The 19,798-nt window shown below is 70.2% G+C and carries 19 protein-coding genes; 7 read left to right on the top strand and 12 right to left on the bottom strand.

The genetic code is table 11. The features are described 5' to 3' along the window. Nucleotides 1-9: 9 nt before the first annotated feature. Entirely contained in the window at nt 10-1,734 is a 1,725-nt protein-coding gene (locus J4573_RS05715; RefSeq protein ID WP_307796508.1) for a DUF4873 domain-containing protein, read from the bottom strand. Between the two features lie 188 nt (nt 1,735-1,922). Beyond that, nucleotides 1,923-2,822 (bottom strand): AurF N-oxygenase family protein, encoded by a 900-nt coding sequence (locus J4573_RS05710; protein WP_208254169.1) that lies wholly within the window; start codon nt 2,820-2,822, stop codon nt 1,923-1,925. Between the two features lie 171 nt (nt 2,823-2,993). On the opposite strand from J4573_RS05710, the gene J4573_RS05705 reads away from it, so the two are divergent. After that, complete coding sequence (locus J4573_RS05705; RefSeq protein ID WP_208254168.1) at nt 2,994-3,584, top strand: TetR/AcrR family transcriptional regulator; 591 nt, start codon at nt 2,994-2,996, stop codon at nt 3,582-3,584. Between the two features lie 612 nt (nt 3,585-4,196). Then, the gene (holA, locus tag J4573_RS05700; RefSeq protein ID WP_208254167.1) at nt 4,197-5,147 is read left to right on the top strand and encodes a DNA polymerase III subunit delta; all 951 of its coding nucleotides are present in this window, start codon (nt 4,197-4,199) and stop codon (nt 5,145-5,147) included. A gap of 483 nt (nt 5,148-5,630) precedes the next feature. Here the strand turns inward: holA and J4573_RS05695 are convergent, their stop codons facing one another. The 3 genes from J4573_RS05695 to rpsT form a co-directional block, all read right to left on the bottom strand. Beyond that, nucleotides 5,631-6,053 (bottom strand): SRPBCC family protein, encoded by a 423-nt coding sequence (locus J4573_RS05695; RefSeq protein ID WP_208254166.1) that lies wholly within the window; start codon nt 6,051-6,053, stop codon nt 5,631-5,633. Between the two features lie 34 nt (nt 6,054-6,087). Continuing rightward, nucleotides 6,088-6,639 carry an RNA 2'-phosphotransferase gene (locus J4573_RS05690; protein WP_243772489.1) on the bottom strand — a complete coding sequence of 184 codons (552 nt, stop codon included), beginning with the start codon at nt 6,637-6,639 and terminating at the stop codon, nt 6,088-6,090. 108 nt (nt 6,640-6,747) lie between these two features. Beyond that, nucleotides 6,748-7,017 carry a 30S ribosomal protein S20 gene (gene rpsT / locus J4573_RS05685; RefSeq protein ID WP_208254165.1) on the bottom strand — a complete coding sequence of 90 codons (270 nt, stop codon included), beginning with the start codon at nt 7,015-7,017 and terminating at the stop codon, nt 6,748-6,750. 280 nt (nt 7,018-7,297) lie between these two features. Here rpsT and lepA point away from each other — a divergent pair, with 280 nt between their 5' ends. Continuing rightward, nucleotides 7,298-9,142 (top strand): translation elongation factor 4, encoded by a 1,845-nt coding sequence (gene lepA, locus J4573_RS05680; RefSeq protein WP_208254164.1) that lies wholly within the window; start codon nt 7,298-7,300, stop codon nt 9,140-9,142. Between the two features lie 103 nt (nt 9,143-9,245). Then, the gene (locus tag J4573_RS05675) at nt 9,246-9,965 is read left to right on the top strand and encodes a Uma2 family endonuclease (RefSeq protein WP_208254163.1); all 720 of its coding nucleotides are present in this window, start codon (nt 9,246-9,248) and stop codon (nt 9,963-9,965) included. Between the two features lie 54 nt (nt 9,966-10,019). On the opposite strand, the gene J4573_RS05670 is transcribed toward J4573_RS05675, so the two are convergent. From J4573_RS05670 to J4573_RS05660, 3 genes are all read right to left on the bottom strand, one after another. Then, nucleotides 10,020-10,577 carry a DUF4870 domain-containing protein gene (locus J4573_RS05670; protein ID WP_208254162.1) on the bottom strand — a complete coding sequence of 186 codons (558 nt, stop codon included), beginning with the start codon at nt 10,575-10,577 and terminating at the stop codon, nt 10,020-10,022. An 88-nt stretch (nt 10,578-10,665) separates the two neighbouring features. Continuing rightward, the gene (locus tag J4573_RS05665) at nt 10,666-12,096 is read right to left on the bottom strand and encodes a hypothetical protein (RefSeq protein ID WP_208254161.1); all 1,431 of its coding nucleotides are present in this window, start codon (nt 12,094-12,096) and stop codon (nt 10,666-10,668) included. Between the two features lie 76 nt (nt 12,097-12,172). Beyond that, entirely contained in the window at nt 12,173-13,015 is an 843-nt protein-coding gene (locus J4573_RS05660) for a hypothetical protein (RefSeq protein ID WP_208254160.1), read from the bottom strand. Nucleotides 13,016-13,202: 187 nt separating this feature from the next. Here J4573_RS05660 and J4573_RS05655 point away from each other — a divergent pair, with 187 nt between their 5' ends. Beyond that, nucleotides 13,203-13,643, top strand: coding sequence for an antitoxin YezG family protein (locus tag J4573_RS05655; protein WP_208254159.1), 441 nt, complete (start codon nt 13,203-13,205; stop codon nt 13,641-13,643). 75 nt (nt 13,644-13,718) lie between these two features. Here J4573_RS05655 and J4573_RS05650 read toward each other — a convergent pair whose 3' ends face one another. Then, nucleotides 13,719-14,342 (bottom strand): hemerythrin domain-containing protein, encoded by a 624-nt coding sequence (locus tag J4573_RS05650; RefSeq protein WP_208254158.1) that lies wholly within the window; start codon nt 14,340-14,342, stop codon nt 13,719-13,721. Nucleotides 14,343-14,356: 14 nt separating this feature from the next. After that, nucleotides 14,357-15,982 (bottom strand): MFS transporter, encoded by a 1,626-nt coding sequence (locus J4573_RS05645; protein ID WP_208254157.1) that lies wholly within the window; start codon nt 15,980-15,982, stop codon nt 14,357-14,359. A 115-nt stretch (nt 15,983-16,097) separates the two neighbouring features. Between J4573_RS05645 and J4573_RS05640 the strand changes: the two genes are divergently transcribed. Continuing rightward, the gene (locus J4573_RS05640; RefSeq protein ID WP_208254156.1) at nt 16,098-16,979 is read left to right on the top strand and encodes a MarR family winged helix-turn-helix transcriptional regulator; all 882 of its coding nucleotides are present in this window, start codon (nt 16,098-16,100) and stop codon (nt 16,977-16,979) included. Nucleotides 16,980-17,026: 47 nt separating this feature from the next. Continuing rightward, entirely contained in the window at nt 17,027-18,235 is a 1,209-nt protein-coding gene (gene hemW / locus J4573_RS05635) for a radical SAM family heme chaperone HemW (protein ID WP_208254155.1), read from the top strand. Nucleotides 18,236-18,257: 22 nt separating this feature from the next. Here the strand turns inward: hemW and J4573_RS05630 are convergent, their stop codons facing one another. Continuing rightward, nucleotides 18,258-18,893 (bottom strand): DUF4870 domain-containing protein, encoded by a 636-nt coding sequence (locus J4573_RS05630; protein ID WP_208254154.1) that lies wholly within the window; start codon nt 18,891-18,893, stop codon nt 18,258-18,260. Nucleotides 18,894-18,943: 50 nt separating this feature from the next. Then, nucleotides 18,944-19,759 (bottom strand): DUF3097 domain-containing protein, encoded by an 816-nt coding sequence (locus J4573_RS05625; RefSeq protein WP_208254153.1) that lies wholly within the window; start codon nt 19,757-19,759, stop codon nt 18,944-18,946. Nucleotides 19,760-19,798: the final 39 nt, after the last annotated feature.

Raw genomic sequence — 19,798 nt, 5'->3', positions numbered from 1 at the left:
GTCGGGCTGTTAGGCGGGGGCGTAGGGAGGTGGGCCGGTTCCGGTTACTCGGGTGTTGCCCCAGGGGTCTTGCTCGGTGAGGCGGGCGGGGGTTGCGGGGCCATCGGCTATGCGGAGGTGGATCTGGTTAGTGGAGAGGGCGGCCAGCTTGTCATCGGCGGTGATGCGGCCGTACCAGCGGAAGCTGCCGTCGATGGGCTGCAGGTGGCCGGACAGGTGGACCTCGATGGGGAGCTCCTCGTCGGGGGTGATGAGGGTCGCCGGGCCCCGGTAGGTGTCCTCGTCGGTACGGGAGGAGGCGTTGGTCAGGTCGTACTCGTGATGGTCGGGGGTGCGCATGCGGCGCCAGTACGAGGCGCTCGAGCCGGGCCAGGCGGCGCGGTTGACGCCCTGGTCGTCCAGGTACCAGCTGTCGCAGCCGCCGGCGTTCCAGACGGAGCCGGCGAGGCGGCGGTGGACCCACTGGTTGAAGGCGCGCTGGACGCTGCGGCGGACCTCGATGCGGGTGGCACCGGAGCGTTCCATCATGCGCAGGCAGCCGAGGATGTAGCGGACCTGGGCCTCGATGACGAAGACGATCGACTGGTTGCCGCCGCCGGAGTTGGGGCCCATCAGGAGGAAGAAGTTGGGGAAGCCATGGACGGCCACGCCCAGGTGGGCCTCCATGCCGTTCTGCCAGGCGTCCTGGATGCGCAGGCCACCGCGGCCCACGAGGTGTTCGTCTGCGAAACGGTCGCCGATCTCGAAACCGGTGGCCATGACCATGGCGTCGACGGCGTGGTCCTGGCCGTCGGTGGTACGGATTTTGTCGGTGGTGACGGCTTCAATGGGGGAGGTGATGAGGTCGACGTTGGGGCGTTGGAGAGCCGGGTAGAAGTCGCTGGAGATCAGGATGCGCTTGCAGCCGATGGTGTAGTCGGGCGTGAGGCGGCGGCGTAGCTCGGGGTCCTTGACCTGGCGTTCGAGCTGGTTGCGGGCGAGCAGCTCAAGGCCCTTCATCCAGCGAGGGTTCATGAACGCCACGATCGAGCTCTCGTGACTCCAGTAGATCGCGTAGCGGTAGGCCTTCTGCACGCCCGGCACGTTCCGGAACAGCCAGCGTTCGGGAGCGCTGAGGCGGCGGTCGAGCTTGGGGATCAGCCAGTGCGGGGTGCGCTGGAAGACCTCGACGTGCGCGGCGGTCTTGGCGATCCGCGGTACGAACTGGACCGCGGACGCGCCGGTGCCGATCACCGCGACGCGTTTGCCGGTGAGGTCGTACGAGTGGTCCCACTCGGCCGAGTGGAAGATCGTTCCGTCGAAAATGGGGAGGCCGGGGAACTCGGGGACGTGCGGGACGTGGAGCGGGCCGGGGCCTGCCACGACGATGCGCGCCCGGTAGGGGCCTTGGGAGGTCTGGATCTCCCACTCGTCGGTGGCCTCGTCGAACTCGTAGCCGGTGGCCTCGCTGCCGAAGCGGATGTGGGAGCGGACGTCGTAGTCGTCCACGGTCCGGCGTATGTAGTCGAGGATCTCCTGCTGGCGCGCGTACATGCGCGTCCACTTGCGGTTGGGGGCGAACGAGTAGGAGTACATGAGCGACATGACGTCGCACCCGCAGCCGGGATAGGTGTTCTCCCGCCACGTGCCGCCGACGTCGTCCGCCTTCTCCAGCACGACGAAGTCCTCGACCCCCGCCTGCTTGAGCCGGATCGCCATGCACAGCCCGCCGAAGCCCGCCCCGACGATGACCACGGAATGACGCCGCCGCCCGCCGGATGACGGCCCGTGGCTGGAGCGCGTCGGTCTGTCGGCTGGGCCGGACGCGCCGTCGTCGGCTGCGCGAGGCGCGGAGCCTCCCGCGGCTGGAAGCGGCACGCCGACGATGTCTTGCGCGGGGCCAGGTTGCGGGACGGGGTGGTTGGTGGGGGTGGGTGAGTTGGTCACGCTACGAAGCCCGTCGCTCGCCAGAGGGACTTGGAACGGCCTCGCATCAGGTCGTTCTCGTCGAAGAAGGCCAGCAGCTTGGCGAAGCCCAGTTGCTTGGCGGCCTTGTGGTGCGGGTTGGCCTTGGCCTGGCGTACGGCCTCGGCGGCGTCCAGGCCGGCGCGCTCGTACATCTCGCGGTTGACGAACTGGTGCGCCAGAACGGGGCCGCCGAGCCCCAGCAGGCGGCCGACGATCTCCTTCTCGGCGCGGTTCGCGTGGCGCAGGCGGCGGACGATGCTCTCGCGGGCGTAGCGGATGTGGCGGGCCTCTTCGGCGACGTGGATGCGCATCGCCTGGTGAACGATCGGCTGGAGTTCGGGGTCGCTCATCATCTGCCGCTGGAGCGCGTCGAAGATCTCCTCGCCGATCAGCGCGGCGACCCACAGCATGTTGCCGCGGAAGAGGAACGGGAGGTTCTTGGCGACGCGGTGGCGGACGGGGTCCTGGCGGAACGGGCGGGCGCCGACGGCGTCGATGAGCTTGGCGAACATCAGCATGTGCCGGCACTCGTCGCCCATCTCGGTGAGGGCGTACTGAACGTGCCTGGACGTCGGGTCCTGCTCGAAGATCCGGCGGAGCAGGGCCTGGTTGAGGATGTTCTCGAACCAGATCCCGACGCTCATGATGTTGGCCATCTCCTGGCGCGACAGCTCGATCCTTTGCGCGCGGGTCATGCCGTCCCACATCGGCGTTCCGTAGAGGGAGATGAGCTTGGGCGGCAGGAAGTACTTGTCGGGGTCGAGCGGCGCGTCCCAGTCGATGTCGACGACCGGGTCGTACGAGCGCTTGACCGAACCGTTCAGCAGCCGTTCGGCCGAGGCCTCGCGGTCGACGATCTTCTGAGTGCGGGCCATGCCAGCCCCCTCCGACGTGGGGATTTACGTTTCTGGGCTGAACGTAAAGGGCCCGGGGTGCGGAGGTCAAGGCTAGAATTTACGTTCGCGTCGCGTTCGTAAGCGGTGGCCTCGGGTGATGCACTCCGGGTGTGGTCCAGGTCACCGTTCATCAGCCGAGGGAGCTCACCCGTGTCGAGTGACGAAGGGATCCGCGAGCGGGTCCTCGACGCCGCCGAACAGTGCCTCCTGGAGTCGGGGTACACCGCGCGCCTGCACGCCGTGATCGCCGAACGGGCCGGCCTGTCGCGTCCGACCGTTTACAAGTACGTCGGGGACCAGACCGCGATCGTCGAGGCGCTGCTGCACCGCGAGGTCACGCGCTTCTTCGCCGCGACCGAGCCCGTTCTGACGCAACCGGGACCGCTGCGCGAGCGCTTCATCGAGACGGTCGTCTTCATCGTCGGGTACGCCAGGGAGCACGCCCTCCTGCAGAAGGGGCTGCGTGACGACCCTGAGCTGGTCGTTCCATGGTTCACGACCCGGGCGAGGATCTTCCTGGCCCGCGCGAACGGCTTCTTCGTACCGCGCATCGCGAGGGCCATCACCGACCGGCAGTTCCCGGAGGTCGACGCCCGCCAACTGGTCGAATGGGGCTACCGCATCATCGCCTCGCTGATCACCACACCGGGCACGGTCCCCACCGACGACCCAGCCGACCTGAGGCGCTTGGTCACCGCCCTCCTCGACATCGGCGTCCCAACCCCAGCCACCACGCCCTGACCCACGCCGTCGCCTCCCGATGGGCGTGGCCGCATCTGATCCACACCGCCGTGTCCTGGCCCTCGCGGTCGCCTGCTGGCACGCGCCTGCACGTCCTGGCTCGCGGGGTCGTGATCGGTCCGGCCAGGGTCATCACGTCCTGGCCCGGGCCTCTACGCCCTGGCTCGCCCTGTCGCGTGCTGGCGTGCGCCTTTACGTCCTGGCCCGCAGTTGTGGCACGGCTCGCGGTCGTGTTCCGGCCTGGGCCATCACGTTCTGGCGCGCGACTACACGTCGTGGCTCGCGTGGTGGCGGTCCGGCCCGGGCATCATGTCCCGGTCCGTGCCTTCGCGTTCTGGCTCGCGCGGTCGTAGTCCGGCTCGCGTGATCCGGTCGGGGCCATCATGTCCTGGCCCGGCTTCCACGTCCTGACCCCTGTCGCGGGCTGGCGTGCGCTTTCACGTCCTGGCCCACGGTCGTGGTCCTGCCCGCGTGGTCGGGGCTTGTCTTGCGGTCGTGGTTCGGCCAGGGTCTTCACGTTCTGGACCGGGCCTTTGCGTTCTGGCCGTGGTGTTGGGTTTGACCCGTGCGGTCGCGGCGCGGGGAGGGGTGGGGGCGTGGCATGCTGCATGGGTGCCTGCGGACCCCATCACGCTGATCATCGGTGAAGAAGAGCTGCTCGCGGAGCGCGCGATCGGCGAGGTCGTCGCCTCGGCTCGGGTGGACGACCCGGATACCGAGGTCACCGAGATCACTGGCCTGGAATCGGGGAGGCTGGCCGAGCTGACCTCGCCGTCACTGTTCGGCGGCGGCAAGGTTCTGGTGCTGCGGTCCGCGCAGGATCTGGGCAAGGACCTGACCGCCGAGCTGCTCAAGTACGCCAAGGACCCGGCGCCCGACGTCGCGCTGGTCGCCGTTCACCACGGTGGGGCCAAGGGCAAGGCGCTGGTGGACGGGCTGACCAAGGCCGGCGCGCGCAAGGTCACATGCCCCAAGGTCACCAAGATGGGGGAGCGGATCGACTTCGTCCGCGCCGAGATCCGGCGGCACGGCGGCAAGATCTCCGCCGACGGCGCCCGGAACCTGCTCGACGCGGTGGGGAACGACCTGCGCGAGCTGGCCGGGGCGTGCAGCCAGCTGGTCGCCGACACCGGCGGCAAGATCGACGACGCCGCGGTCGCGCGCTACTACCGGGGCCGGGCCGAGGTGTCGGGCTTCACGGTGGCGGACAAGGCGATCGAGGGGCAGCTCGCCGATGCTTTGGAGCAGCTGCGCTGGGCCCTGGCGACTGGCGTGGCGCCTGTCTTGATCGTGAGCGCCCTGGCCCAGGGCGTACGGGGGCTCGCCAAGGTCGGCGGCGCACCGCGCGGCGCCCGGGGCGCATCCCTCGCCAAGGACCTGGGCATGCCACCCTGGAAGATCGACCGCGTCCAGCGCCAGCTGCGCGGCTGGTCCGGTGACGGTGTGGCCCAGGCCCTCCGTACGGTCGCCGCGGCCGACGAGCAGGTCAAGGGCGGCGCCGCCGACGCCGCCTACGCCCTGGAAAAGGCCGTCTCCGAAATCGTCGCCGCCCGAGGCAGATAGCCCCCGCCGCCCACGCAACCCCGAGTGCCGCTCGGCCCGAGCGCCGGTCCATCCGAGTGCTGCTTCGCCTGTGCGCTGCTTCGCCCGAGTGCTGGTCCGCCCGTGCGCTGCTTCGTCCGCGCGCCGGTCCGTCCGGGCGTTGCGTCGCCTGTGCGCCGGTTCGCCCGTGCGCCGGTTCGCCTGTGCGTTGCGTCGCCTGTGCGCCGGTCCGCCCGTGCGCCGGTCCATCCGAGTGCTGCTTCGTCTGTGCGCTGCGTCGCCCGAGTGCTGGTCCGCCCGTGCGCTGCTTCGTCCGCGCGCCGGTCCGTTCGAGCGCTGCGTCGCCTGTGCGCCGGTCCGCCTGAGCGCTGGTCTGCGTGAGCGGCGTCGGTTCGTGCGTTGAGGCTGCACGCGGGCTGCTGCGCCGTGCGTCGCTGCGGCGAACTGCGCGCGGGGGTCTGTGCGTTCGTCGGGCTGTGCGGGTGCTGGGCTGTGTGGCGAGGGTTAGGCGGATTCGGATTTGCGTTTTAGGCCTTGGGCTTCCATTTCTACGTAGCGGCGGGAGAGGCGGCCCAGGAGGAGGGCCGTTAGGGGGGCCAGGGGGCCGGTTTGGTCGAGGATGTGGCGGACGGTGACGGTGCCGCCGGGCTGCTCGGTGAGGACGTGGCCGGCGGTGGTGGTGACGCCGGGGCTCTTGGAGGCCCAGGTGAAGTTCTTGCCGGTCTCGAAGTCGGTGACGGTCCACTCGGCGGCGGGGAGGCGGGGCTGCTTCACGCGGGCGGTGCTGCCCTTGCCGAACGGGCCGGAGCCCTGGATCTCGACCTTCTCGATGGAGTCGGTCATCTGCGGCCAGGTCTCCACGTCGGTCAGGACGTTCCAGACGGTCTCGGCCGATGCCTTGATCTCCACGGTGATCTCGAAGTGCATGATCGCAATGATCGTCGGTGGCGGGGGCGGAGGTCTAGGGGAACGTGAGATAGGCCGGGGGAACGGCGTTCACGAGCCAGACGCCGTTGGCGCTGACGCGGAACTCGTGGCCGTCGGCGGCCATCCGGGCGGCGTCGATCACGAGGATGACGGGCTTGCCGCGGCGGGTGCCGACGCGGTCGGCGGTCTCGCGGTCGGGGGAGAGGTGGACGTCGTGGCGGTTCATGGGCCGCAGGCCCTCGGACCGGATCGAGTCCAGGAAGCGGCCGACCGTTCCGTGGAAGAGGACGGGCGGCGGTGGCTGCACGGGGAGGTCCAGGTCGACCTTGATCGAGTGGCCCTGGCTGGCACGGATGCGCTCGCCGGTCTCGTCGAAGGCGTACCGCCGCTTGTCGTTGCTCACCACCACGTGGTCGAGCTCGGCGCGGGTGAACGGGAAGCCGTGGCGTTCGGCGGCGGCGAGCAGGGCGGCGACCGAGGTCCAGCCGGCGGAGTCGAGGGTGAGCCCGATGCGTTCGGGTTCGTGGCGCAGATGCTTGGCCAGGTACTTGGAGATCCTGACCGTTCTGCGGTCGTCAATGGTCATCGTGCTGCCACGGTACGGGTTGATCTTGGGCGGGGGCACCTGGTTTTTGGAAGCACGAAAACGCCGCGCCCCCTGAGGGAGCACGGCGTTCGTGAAACGCCTGCGGTCTTACTTGGCCTGGAGGGCGGCGGCCTGCTTGGCGATCGCCGACTTGCGGTTGGCGGCCTGGTTCTTGTGGATGACGCCCTTGCTGACGGCCACGTCGAGCTTCTTGGCCGCGTGGCGCTGGGCCGCGACCGCGTCGTCGACGTTGCCGGCCTCGGCGGCCTCGCGGAACTTGCGGATGGCCGTCTTCAGCTCGGACTTGACGGCCTTGTTGCGCAGACGAGCCTTCTCGTTCTGCTTGTTCCGCTTGATCTGGGACTTGATGTTCGCCACGTCGAAGAGCCTCAGCTTGAAAGTCGTTGGTTACATGGGTTGCGTTCGCCCGCTTCGCGAGCGGGCGGCGAGCCGCGGTGCCCCACGGCACGACGCAACGCCACACGCAGTCGCACAGCTTACCAATTCCACCGCACTGCCCAAAACCAGCGGGCAGGGGACTCGGAGCAGGGGGCTGCATCACAAGACTAGGGGACCGAGCACGGCGCGGGACGTGGGACTATGGAATACGGCAAGATCTGCCACATCCATGTCCCAGTGAGTTTGCGAACGGACCCCGGTGCCTGCGCCTGAGCCCAACAAGACCGACCCCGCGATCATCCGGAACTTCTGCATCATCGCGCACATCGACCATGGCAAGTCGACGCTCGCCGACCGCATGTTGCAGCTGACCGGTGTGGTCGACGCGCGCCAGATGCGCGCGCAGTACCTCGATCGCATGGACATCGAGCGCGAGCGCGGCATCACGATCAAGAGCCAGGCCGTACGGCTGCCGTGGACCGGTCCGGACGGCACCGACTTCGTGCTCAACCTGATCGACACGCCGGGTCACGTGGACTTCTCCTACGAGGTCTCCCGTTCGCTGGCCGCCTGCGAGGGCGCGGTGCTGCTGGTGGACGCGGCGCAGGGCATCGAGGCGCAGACGCTGGCCAACCTCTACCTGGCGCTCGAGGCGGACCTGCACATCATCCCGGTCCTCAACAAGATCGACCTGCCCGCCGCCCAACCCGACAAGTACGCCGACGAGATCGCCGGGATCATCGGCTGTGAGCCGTCCGACGTGCTGCGCGTGTCCGGCAAGACCGGCGAGGGCGTCACCGAGCTGCTGAACAACATCGTCGAGACCGTGCCGGCGCCGGTCGGCGACCCCGACGCCCCGGCGCGCGCGCTGATCTTCGACTCGGTGTACGACACCTACCGCGGCGTCGTCACCTACGTCCGGATCGTGGACGGCCGGCTGGACCGCCGCGAGAAGACCGTGATGATGTCGACCGGCGCGGCGCACGAGACGCTCGAGGTCGGCGTGATCTCCCCGGAGCCGAAGCCCGTGAACGGCCTGGGCGTCGGCGAGGTCGGCTACCTGATCACCGGCGTGAAGGACGTCCGCCAGGCCCGCGTCGGCGACACCGTGACCAGCGCCTCGCCGCCGATGCCCGAGCCGCTCGGCGGCTACCAGGACCCGAAGCCCATGGTGTTCTCGGGCCTCTACCCGGTCGACGGCGACCAGTACCCGGACCTGCGCGACGCGCTCGACAAGCTGCGGCTGAACGACGCGGCGCTGGTGTACGAGCCGGAGACCTCGGCGGCGCTCGGCTTCGGCTTCCGGTGCGGCTTCCTCGGCCTGCTGCACATGGAGATCGTTCGGGAACGGCTGGAGCGCGAGTTCGACCTCTCGCTGATCTCGACGGCGCCGAACGTGGTCTACCGCGTGGTGATGGAGGACGGCACCGAGCACATCGTCACCAACCCCAGCGAGTTCCCCGAGGGCAAGATCGGCAACGTGTACGAGCCGGTGGTGAAGGCGACGCTGCTCTCCCCGTCCGACCACATCGGCGCGATCATGGAGCTCTGCCAGGGCCGCCGCGGCGTGCTGCACGGCATGGACTACCTCTCCGAGGATCGCGTCGAGATCCGCTACACCCTCCCGCTCGCCGAGATCATCTTCGACTTCTTCGACCAGCTGAAGTCCCGCACGCGCGGGTACGCCTCGCTCGACTACGAGCCCAGCGGCGAGCAGGAGTCCGACCTGGTCAAGGTCGACATCCTCCTGCAGGGCGAGTCCGTCGACGCGTTCAGCCAGATCGTTCACAAGGACAAGGCGCGCGAGTACGGCCTGATGATGACGGCCAAGCTCAAGGAGCTCATCCCGCGGCAGCAGTACGAGGTGCCCATCCAGGCCGCGATCGGCGCCCGCATCATCGCCCGCGAGAACATCCGCGCCATCCGCAAGGACGTGCTGGCCAAGTGCTACGGCGGCGACATCTCCCGTAAGCGCAAGCTCCTGGAGAAGCAGAAGGAGGGCAAGAAGCGCATGAAGACCATCGGGCGGGTCGACGTACCCCAGGAGGCCTTCGTCGCGGCCCTCTCCACGGGCGAGTCGTCTGCCGAGAAGCCGAAGAAGTAGACCGAAGCCGAAGAAGTAGACCGAAGAAGTAGCTCGTTCCAGATTAAGTTTAGATATCGCAAAACGGTGGTCACGCCGAGTCCCCGCGAGGACACTGGGCGTTGTGACCCACACGTTGCTGCATCAGGTTCTCGTCTCTGACCTGGTGGTCCCGATCGGGCTCGCGGGCCCGCTGGACACCATGCCCGCCACCGGCGCCGGCGCCGTTCTGGCCAACGACACCTGGCTCAGCCCCGACCTGATCGTCGACCGGGACACCGGGGCACCCCTCCTCGCCGTCGAGGTGACCACCGAGGCCTCGCGCGAGGTCGACCTCGGCGCCAAGAAGGACATGTACGAGCGCTACGAGGTCCCCTCCTACTGGGTGGTCGACCTCAAGGGCGACGAGCCCGAGGTCCAGGTCTTCGAGCTGAGCGACGACGGCCGCTACGCCGAGGAAGCCCGCGTCACCTGGGGCCGCTCGTGCACGCTGAGCAGCCCGTTCCCGATCGAGCTCGCGCCGGACCAGATCTTCGACCGCCTGCCCCGCCGCGCCGCCCCGAGGAGAGGGATCATGGACAACGCCACCCGCACCGGCCCCGACCTGCCCCACTGCGAGGACCCGATCCTGATCGACGCGTTCGGCCACCGCTGGCCGACCGGCGCCGAGAAGGTCGAGCTCTGGGACGGGTGCCCCGTCTTCTACGGCGAGTGGGACGAACGCGACGTGGCCATCGCCGAACGCGCCTACCCCGGCCGCGTCGTCCGCCTCGACCAGCCGCCCGGCGAGCCCGGCACCATGACCATCCTCCCCGGCCCCGGCGTCCCCACAGAGGACACCTGAGCACTACACGACGGCCCCGGCGCTCGCGCGCCGGGGCCGTCGTCTTGCGTGCGGTTACTTGATGATGGGCCAGGCTACGGGGGTGGGGACCTTGCGGAACTCGCCCCGGTTGGCGGCTCGCGCGGCGTACACCAGGTAGAAGAGGCTGACCGCGGTGAAGGCCAGGGGGACCCAGACGATGGCGTCGATGGCCATCATGAGGAGCGCGCCCACCAGCCAGACGCCTATGGCGGCGATGCCCATGTTGAGGCCCTGCGCGGCGTGCTTGCGCACGAAGGGGGAACGGGCCTTGCCGAGGTAGACCACGGCCGGGGCGATGGCGCCTACGACGAACTGGCCCAGGTAGGCCATGAGCGCCCAGGTCGTGTCGTCGTGGCTCACCGGGCCGAAGCTCCCCGGCATCTGCGCCGTGTTGCGGCCCTGCTGCGGCTGTTGCCAGGAGGCGTCAGGGGCCTGCGGCGGCTGCTGCCAGGACTGCTGTTGCGACGGAGGCTGCTGCCAGTTGCCTTGCTGCGGGGGCTGCTGCCAGTTGCCCTGCTGCTGCGGCTGTTGCCAGGGTCCGCCCGGTTGCTGTGGAGGCTGGCCGGGCGACGGGGGAGGCCCGTAGGCCATGGCTTGTGTCCTCTCGGGTGCGCGTTGTTGAAGTGTACGACTCCTTCGACGCCCCGGGAGTTCCATGGTTCCCGTCGCCCGGCTGGTTTCAGGAGTGCCAGAGAACGGCGGTGGGGGATTGGGGGGTGAGGGTCACCGATCCCTGCCACGTGAGGGTGGAGGGGGTGGGCAGGTAGTTCTTGTCGAGGAAGAAGCCCCGGTTGATCGAGGTGACGGTGGAGGGGGCCCCGTTGTCGCCGGTTCCGAGGGGCCGGCGGATGGCCGTGATGCTCTCGATGTCGGCGGTGGTCTTGCCGGCGGGGAGCTCGACGGTGGTGGCGGCGGGGATGTCGCGTTCGATCGACCAGGTGGGTTGGTCGTGGTCGGACCGGTAGAGGGTGGCGTCGTTCTTCAGCTTGATGCCGAGGGCGACGCCGGGGCCGGAGCCGGTTCCGGTGGGGGCGCCGGTCGTCTTGGCGAACTCGATGAACAGGTAGGTGCGCTGGTCGCCGACGGCCTCGGTGGCGGGCGAGGAGGGGTTCTCGATCTTGCCCTCGCGGATCATCTCCTGGGCCATGATCTGGTACGTCCAGGGCTGGCGGTCCATGACGACCTCGCGGGCGCGGTCGGCCGGCTTGCCCGGCGTGCTGTCCAGGAAGAAGCGCAGCGACTCGTTGCCGACCTGGTCGCACATGTTGTTGTTCAGCGTGCAGGTCTGCAGGATCGGGTGCGTGCCCTGGTACTTGCCGCTGAACTTCAGGGTCTGGTGGTTGGCGGCCTGGTAGACGCCGCTGTCGACGCGCCTGCCCTTGGCGTCCACCTCGACGCGGTAGATCCACTCGATGTCGGTGGTGCGGCCCCAGCGGGCCATGAGGGCGGGGGTGTCGGTGCCGCCGTCCTCGTTGCTCCACACGACCGAGTACTCGTAGAACTTGTGGCCCGGGGTGGTGGCGGGCAGCGTCTCGTGCCAGGCGATGAGGGGCGCGTCGGTGTAGGCGTTCTGGTTCGGGTCGGGCAGGGAGCGGCCGACCACGATGGGGGCATAGCGCATGGCGGGGTCGTTGGACTCGGTGACGCGGGTGCGGGCGAGCTTCACGCGGGCGACGTTGCCGCGGGTGAACGTGAAGGTCACCTTGTGCTTGCCGCGGCGGACCGAGCCGAGGGCGAGGCTGCGGTCGATGGGGGAGGACGTCGGGACCAGGAGGTCGGTGACGCGGCGGCCGTCCACGGAGATGGAGACGATCGCCGACTCCTTGAACGGGGTGGCCCAGGAGACCCCGGGCGCGGAGGCCTTGAAATGGATGAACGCCTCGCCGTCGTGCCGCGCGGTGAACTTCACGGTGCGGGCGTGACCGCCGCGGTCGACGTTGATCGTCGACCCCGAGGCGGGTGAGGCGAGCGCGGGGGAGGCGAGCGCGGGGGAGGCGAGCGCGGGGGAGGCGAGCGCGGGGGAGGCGAGCGCGGGGGAGGCGAGCGCGGGGGAGGCGATGAGGGGGATGCCGGCGAGGGCGGCGAGGGGAATCGAGATCTGACGTCTCATGATCGGGGAAGCTAGAGACGCCAGATTGCGGCTGGATAAAGAACAGTGTCCGCCAGGGGGACGGGACGGTTGATTCTCAACAGGTCGGGCGGAGGGCCACGCCGGTGAACGAGCCGTAAGGGTTCTCCGGCTCGTAGAGGGTCAGTCCGATTGTGGACAGGTGCCAGGTGCGTCCCCGGTGGACGGGCGCGTGGCCGAGGTCGCGGAACAGCGCGATGACGTCGGCGGCAGGCTCGTCGAGCAGGTCGATGCCGTCCAGGCGGAAGCGCAGCTCGGGGTTGCCGCCCCAGCCGGGAGAACGTTCCCCATAGATCTCCGCGAGGCGTTCCGAGCCGTCCGAACGCCGCGACGTCGACAGGGCCAGGAGGCCGCGGCCCACGCGGACGCTGCGGTGATCCGCCCAGCCGCAGAGGAACGAGGCGCGCGGCGCCGGGGTGCCGCACTCGTCGGCGACCGTCCTCAGCGTCGACCAGGCGTCGGTGGCGAGGGTGGAGAAGAGCAGGTGCGCCTCGGGCAGGATCGCGCCGCGACCGGGCTCCAGGGCGACGACGTACGGGGCGACCTCGCCGGGGAACCGCGCCGGGTCGGCGTCCCGCAGCGTGACCAGGCCCTCCCACTCCAGCGGTTCCTCGACCGCGAACCAGGAGATGTCGGCCTCGAGCCCGAGCTCGTCGAACGTCCGGTCGGTCAGCGCCCGGCCGAGACGGTCGCGCAGTCCCTCGGCCGTCTCGGTCAGGCGACGGCCCCACCACGCGGGCTCGGGGTCTCCCTTGTGCCAGGCCGAGCCGGGGACGCGGAGGTCGGTGCGCTCCTCGCCGCCCTCCTTGTCGACGACGACGTAGTGCCAGCCGTCCGGGCCGCCGCGCAGGAGAACACGGACGGGCAGCCGTCCGAACACCTTCGCACCCTCGTTGCGCACCCGCCGACCCTATCCGGACGCGGCCGGATCCGGTCGGCGCCTCGCCGCCCCGATCGGACGTGAACGTCCTAGATCGTCCCCCGCGAACCGGGCGGCTGTTGCGCGCGACACGGCGGGGTTGCTTGGCCTGGGCCGATATGTCGGTACGGTCGGATGCGGTGGCGCCGAGGTTCGGGAGGTTCGTACGGTGACCCACTCCGAGCAGGTTCTGCGCACGCCCAAGGAACGGGAGGCGGTGAACGGCGCGGTCCGCGCGCTGCGTTCGGCCGCGCCCGCGGGCTGGGAACGGCTCGGGTTCGAGTTCCGCGCGACCATCGGGATCGACAGCGCCTCGCTGGAGGTCGTGAACGCCGACGGGTCGGCGCGGACCGCGCTGCCGCCCGGCCAGGCCGTCGGGAAGATGGACGAGCTGCGCCGCGTCATGTACCAGCGCGGCAAGGGCGCCTGGTTCACCGCGCGCCTGGAGGTCGAACGCTCCGGCCGCTTCAGCGCAGAGTTCGACTACGACGGGGAGCCCGAGTTCACGCCGCCGCTCACCCCGTCCGCCTATGCCCTGGACCTGGAACGCTTCCCGAGGTCCGACGAGCACATCCCTTCCTGGCTAAGGGCCAAGCTCCGCGACGCCTAGACCAGACCCGAAAACAGAACGAGGCCGCGCCCAGGGAGATGGAAGGGCGCGGCCTCGAATTTTCGGCCGACCGGGTCAGGCGGAGGTGGCCATGGTCAGGGCGGCCCAGCGGTGAGCCCTTGAGTAGCGGGGCTGCCACCGCAGCTTGAAGACCAACCGGGCCGGGAGCGGCAGCGAGGCCAGAAAGGCGCCGCGCCTGCCGGTCGGGGTGGCGTCGTCCATGAGCCAGGGGAAGAACTCGGCCGCGCCGCTCAGCCCTTGGGTCTTGCGGACGTGCGAGCTGAACGCCTTCCACTCCTCCTCGGTGATCAACGCGAGCGTGTCGCGTTCCTCGTGCTCCAGGTGCTCGCGCAGCGCCGCCGACAGCTTCTCCGCCGCCTCGCTCAGCGCGGGTCCCGGGGTGCCGAGCGCCGAGTCGACGGCGTCGAGCAGCGGGTCGACGCAGGCGTGCTCGGCCTCCATGGCGTCCAGCAGCGCGAGGTCGGTGGGACGGTCGGCCAGGCGGGTGCGCATCCGCGGCCACAGCGCCTCGTCCTCGGCCTTGTGGTGGATGTCGAGCTGTTCCTGGAAGGTCTGCCAGCCCGACCGTACGGTCGGGTGGCCGCCGAGGCCGGCCTCGGCGGCGGCCACCAGCCGGTCGAGGTCGCGGCGGAACGCGTCGTGCGCCGCGAGCATGGGCGTGAAGTCGATCTCGGTCATGGTCGTTTCTCCGCTCACGAATGGGACGGCTGGGGAGTGCCCGAAGCGCCCGGCGCGCCTGCGCCGTTCGGCGCGGTGCCGGACTCGGTGCCGGACGCGGTGCCGGACGCGGGAGGCGAGTCGGCGTCGGGCTCCTCGACGAAGTCGCGGCCGCGGATCAGCAGCAGCGAGGTGACGGCGGCGACCAGGGCGATGCCCGCGCCGACGAGCAGGATCTCGTTCAGGCCGTCGACGAACCCGGCCCGCGCCGCCGAGCCGATGATCCGGCGGCCCTGCTCACCGCCGGGGCCGCCCGCACCGCCGGACCCGCCGCCGAAGGCGCCCCCGCCGATGCCGTCGGCGATCTGGTGGGCCTGGGGTGCGAGCGGCGACTGCCGCAGCCGGTCGGTGACGGTGTCGCGGATCTGCGCGCTGAACAGCGAGCCGAGCGTCGCGATGCCGGTGGCGATGCCGACCTGCCGCAGGGTGGCGTTGATGCCGGACGCCATCCCGGCGCGGGCGGGCTCGACGACGCCGACGGCGGTGGAGGCGAGCGGCACGTTCACCAGCCCGGCGCCGACACCGGCCAGGATCAGGCCCGGGATCAGGTGCGTCCACCCGGACGTGGTGGTGACGCCGTGCATGAGCAGCAGGCCGGTGCCGATCAGCACGAAGCCCGCCGAGATCATCACGCGCACCGGGACGACGGTGGTGAGGCGCCCGGCGATCCCGGCGGTGAGGAAGATCGCGCCGGTCAGGAAGAGCGTGCGCAGGCCGGTGTCCAGCGCCGAGAAGCCGAGCTGGTTCTGCAGGTAGAGCACGACGTAGGTGAGCAGCGAGAACAGCGACGCCGAGATGGCGAACGCCGCGATCAGACCGCCGCTGAACGTGGGCTTGCGGAACAGCGACAGGTCCAGCATCGGCCTCCGCTGCACCGCCTCCACGACGCCGAACGCCACCAGCAGCAGGGCCGCGAACGCCAGGCTGACGACCACCTTGGTCTCGCCCCAGCCGTCCGCGCTGGAGATCAGCCCGTAGACGAGGGCGGCGAGCCCGCCGGTGAAGGTCACCAGGCCGGCCCAGTCGAGCCGGGCGGCGTCGGGGTCGCGCGACTCGTTCACCCGCAGCAGCGTGACCGCGACGGCGGCGACGCCGATCGGGATGTTGACCAGGAAGATCCAGCGCCACGACAGGCCGCTGGTGATGAGGCCGCCGAGCACCGGGCCGACCGCGACCGCGATGCCGGTGACGGCGCCGAAGACGCCGAACGCGACGCCGCGGTCCTTGCCGCGGAACGCGTCGGTGAGCAGCGCGAGCGAGGTCGCGAACATGATCGCGCCGCCGATGCCCTGGCCGCCGCGGGCCAGGTTGAGGAACATCGGGCCGGTCGCCAGGCCGCACAGCAGCGACCCGGTCGTGAAGATCACGGTGCCGACGACGAAGAGCGCCCGGCGGCCGTAGCGGTCGGCGAGCGAGCCGGCGGTGAGCAGCCCGGCCGCCAGGGCCAGGGCGTAGGCGTCCAGCACCCACTGCAGGTCCGACAGCGAGGCGTCGAACGATTTCTGGATGTCGGGAAGGGCGACGTTAACGATCGTCACGTCCAGCAACAGCATGAACACGCCCACGACGACCGCGATGAGAGTCCACCACTTGCGGGCCATCTGAGAACCCTTTCGAAGAAGATGCCCTCACCGTAAAGTCACCGGGCTTAATCGTCAACATGCTTAATCATCAACGTCTTTATCGATCAATCTGCTTTGGTACCCTGTGCGCACCGTGACGACCGATGACGACGACGACTTCACCCCGCCCGTGGCCCCGCCGGCCTCCGCGCTCGCCGACTACCTCGGCTACCTGCTGTCGCGCGCGTTCAAGCGGGCCAGCGCCTGTGGCCGGGCGGCGATGCCGGACGGGCGGGTGCCGCGCGAGCTCGGGGTGCTCTCGGTGCTGAGCGAACGCGGCCCGATCTCCCAGCGGAAGCTCGGCGAGGTCCTCGGCGTCAACCGGACGATCATGGTCAAGCTGATCGACGGCATGGAGCGCGGCGGGCTGGTCAGCCGCGAGCGCGACCCCGACGACCGGCGCTCCTACCGGGTGACCCCCCTTCCTGCGGCGACCGAGGCGCTCGCCGAGATGGGAAAGGCGGCGGTGCACGGCGAGGCGGAGCTGGTCTCGGCGCTCACGCCCGCCGAGCATCAACGCCTCGTCGAGCTGCTGACCCGGTTGCTCCCCGACTCCGCCGAGCCGCCCGAACGGTTCGCGGGCCGGACCGGCTACCTGCTGGCGGCCACCCACCTCCAGCTCCGCGAGCGGGGCCTGGCGGAGATGCGCGTGCTCGGCATCGATCCCCGCGACTTCGGCGTGCTGGCGATCATCGCCGCCCTGGAGCCGTGCTCGCAGCAGCAGGTGGCCAGGGAGATGGCGGTGAGCAGCCCCGCCGTCGTGGGCGCCGTCCACACCCTCCACCACGAGGGCTTCATCGAACGCGACCGCAAGCCCGACGACCGGCGCGAGCACGTCCTGCGCCTCACCGCGGAGGGCCGTGCGGTCCTGGCGAGGGCCCGCGAGATCACCGACCGCATCCACGCCGAGGTGGCCGAACGCCTGACGGGCGAGGGCCTGGAGGAGCTCAAGGCGCTCCTCATCAAGATCATCTGAGCCCGCGGAAGGTCGGGGCAGCCCCCGGGACAGGGCAGACTTGAAACGTGCCCGCGACGCTTCCCGATGGTGACCCCGTACCCGCCGACGGCGCGCTGCCGCACAGCGCCCTGGAGGGCCTGGGGCAACGGCCGTTCGCGTTCTACGTGCACGTGCCGTTCTGCGTGACGCGCTGCGGCTACTGCGACTTCAACACCTACACCGCCACCGAGCTCGGCCCCGGCGCGAGCCGCGACTCCTACGCCGACACCGCCGTACGCGAGGTCGCGATGGCCCGCCGCGTCCTCGGCGATGCCGACCTGCCGGTCGAGACGGTGTTCGTGGGCGGCGGGACGCCGACGCTGCTCCCGCCGGATGACCTCGGCAGGATCCTGGCCGCCATCGACGCCGAGTTCGGCCTGGCCGAGGGCGCCGAGGTGACCACCGAGGCCAACCCCGAGTCCGTCGACGAGGCCTACCTCGGCAAGCTGCGCGCCGCCGGCTTCACGCGCGTCTCGTTCGGCATGCAGAGCGCCCGCGAGCACGTCCTGCGCGTGCTGGAGCGCACCCACACCCCTGGCCGGGTCCCGCAGGTGGCAGCCTGGGCGCGCGAGGCCGGGTTCGCGCACGTCAACCTCGACCTGATCTACGGCACGCCGGGGGAGAGCGACGACGACTGGCGGGCCTCGCTCGAGGCCGCGCTCGCCGCCGGGCCCGACCACGTCTCGGCGTACGCGCTGATCGTCGAGGACGGGACGCGGCTGGCGGCCCAGGTGCGGCGGGGCGAGCTGGCCACGCCCGACGACGACGCGATGGCCGACCGCTACCTGCTGGCCGACGAGCTGCTGAGCGGGCACGGCCTGAACTGGTACGAGATCTCCAACTGGGCCGTGAGCCCGGAGGCCGCCTGCCGCCACAACGAGCTCTACTGGACCGGCGCCGACTGGTGGGGCGTCGGGCCGGGCGCGCACAGCCACGTCGGCGGCACCCGCTGGTGGAACGTCAAGCACCCGGCCGCGTACGCCGCCCGCCTCGCCGAGGGGACCACGCCGGCGCACGCCCGCGAGATCCTCACCGCCGAGGACCGGCACATCGAACGGATCATGCTGGAGCTGCGGCTGGCCGCGGGCTGCCCCGCCGAGCTGCTGGACGACGCGGCGGTACGGCGCATGATCGACGACGGGCTGGTCGAGGCGGGCCCGTACGAGCGCGGCCGCGCCGTGCTGACGCTGCGCGGCCGCCTGCTCGCCGACGCCGTGGTCCGCGACCTGACCTGATCTCCCTAGAGGTCCGGGCAGGTCACTTGATCATCGGCCAGGCCATGAACGACGGGAACTGGTAGTACTCGCCCCTGTTCCCGGCCATCGCGGCCATGATCAAGAAGACGATCTGCGCGATGAACTGCGCGAAGAACGTCAGGAACCCGATGAGGATGAAGCACAGCAGGATGTTGATGAAGACGTAGACGACCTGCGTGATGGCGAAGTTGAGGCCCTGCGCGCCGTGGTGCCGCAGGAACGGCGACTCGTCCTTCTTGGTCAGATAGACGATCAGCGGCGCGACGAAGCCGAGCAGGAACTGGCCGAGGTGGGCCATGAGCGCCCAGGTCCGGTCATCGGAGGTCACGACGTAGCCGTAGCCCTGCGCGTACGGCTGCATCTGCCCGCCGTAGCCGGGCTGCTGGCCGTAACCGGGGACCTGGCCGTAGCCGGACTGCTGTTGCTGCCCGTAGCCGGGCTGCTGGCCGTACCCGGGCTGCTGCTGGCCATAGCCCGGCTGCTGCCCATAGCCGGAGTCCTGCCCGTACCCGGGCTGCTGTCCGTAACCAGGCTGCTGGCCATAGCCGGGCTGTTGCTGCTGCCCGTACCCGGGCTGCTGTCCGTAGCCGGGCTGGTCGTGCCCGTGCTCGGGCTGCTCAGGGGGACCGTACGTCATCGCGTGCTCCTCTTCGGGTCGCTGGCGGCGGCGAGGGTCAGGGGGTCAGGTCAGGGGACGGTGACGAAGTCGATCAGTTCTTCGACGCGTCCGAGGAGCTCCGGTTCCAGATCGGTGTAAGTGGACACCGATCCGAGGATCCGCTTCCATCCTGCGCCCACGTTGTCCCCCCAGCCCAGTGCGGCGAGCACCCCCTCCTTCCAGGGTACGCCGCGCGGCACGCGCGGCCAGGCGGAAATCCCCACCGCGGCCGGTTTCACGGCCTCCCAGATGTCGATGTAGGGGTGGCCGGTGATCAACACGTACGGCGAGGAGACCTGCGCGGCGATCCTGGTCTCCTTGGACCCCTGTACGAGGTGGTCGACGAGCACGCCGAGCCTGCGGTCCTCCTCGGGCCCGAACTCCTCGACGATCGCGGGGAGGTCGTCGATGCCCTCCAGGTACTCCACGACGACGCCCTCGACCCGCAGGTCATGGCCCCAGATCTTTTCCACCAGCTCGGCGTCGTGGAGGCCCTCGACGTAGATCCGGCTCTCCTTGGCCACCTGCGCCCGCAGGCCCTGCACCGTGATCGACCCGGACGCCGAGCGCGCGGGCCCCTTGGGCGCGGCCGTGGGCCGGACGAGGGTCACCGGCTTGCCGTCGATCAGGAAACCGGCCTTGGTCAGCGGGAAGACGCGGCGCTTGCCGAAACGATCTTCCAGCGTGACCCCGAACTTGTCGCAGCCGATCACCGCGCCGCAGAAGCCGCTGTCGGGATCCTCGACCACCAGGTCGATCTCCGCCGGGATCTCGGGGATCTGCCCCTTGCGTGGCCGCCGCCAGTCGCCCGCCAGAACGTCGTCGCCATAGTCCTTGCTCTGCACGGCTCGGCACTCTAACGACTGTCGGTCGCCCCGGCATCC

The organism is Actinomadura barringtoniae (assembly GCF_017573505.1).
GTDB classification, from domain to species: domain Bacteria; phylum Actinomycetota; class Actinomycetes; order Streptosporangiales; family Streptosporangiaceae; genus Spirillospora; species Spirillospora barringtoniae.
The sequence above is the reverse complement of the archived record's forward strand: the minus strand, read 5'-3'. Positions and strand labels throughout refer to the sequence as shown.

Coding starts and splice junctions, on each gene's coding strand:
- J4573_RS05645 (WP_208254157.1), bottom strand. CDS start 15,982: ATGGCCCGCAAGTGGTGGACTCTCATCGCGGTCGTCGTGGGCGTGTTC.
- J4573_RS05695 (WP_208254166.1), bottom strand. CDS start 6,053: ATGCACTTCGAGATCACCGTGGAGATCAAGGCATCGGCCGAGACCGTC.
- J4573_RS05670 (WP_208254162.1), bottom strand. CDS start 10,577: ATGGCCTACGGGCCTCCCCCGTCGCCCGGCCAGCCTCCACAGCAACCG.
- J4573_RS05710 (WP_208254169.1), bottom strand. CDS start 2,822: ATGGCCCGCACTCAGAAGATCGTCGACCGCGAGGCCTCGGCCGAACGG.
- J4573_RS05630 (WP_208254154.1), bottom strand. CDS start 18,893: ATGACGTACGGTCCCCCTGAGCAGCCCGAGCACGGGCACGACCAGCCC.
- J4573_RS05650 (WP_208254158.1), bottom strand. CDS start 14,342: ATGACCGAGATCGACTTCACGCCCATGCTCGCGGCGCACGACGCGTTC.
- J4573_RS05690 (WP_243772489.1), bottom strand. CDS start 6,639: ATGACCATTGACGACCGCAGAACGGTCAGGATCTCCAAGTACCTGGCC.
- J4573_RS05665 (WP_208254161.1), bottom strand. CDS start 12,096: ATGAGACGTCAGATCTCGATTCCCCTCGCCGCCCTCGCCGGCATCCCC.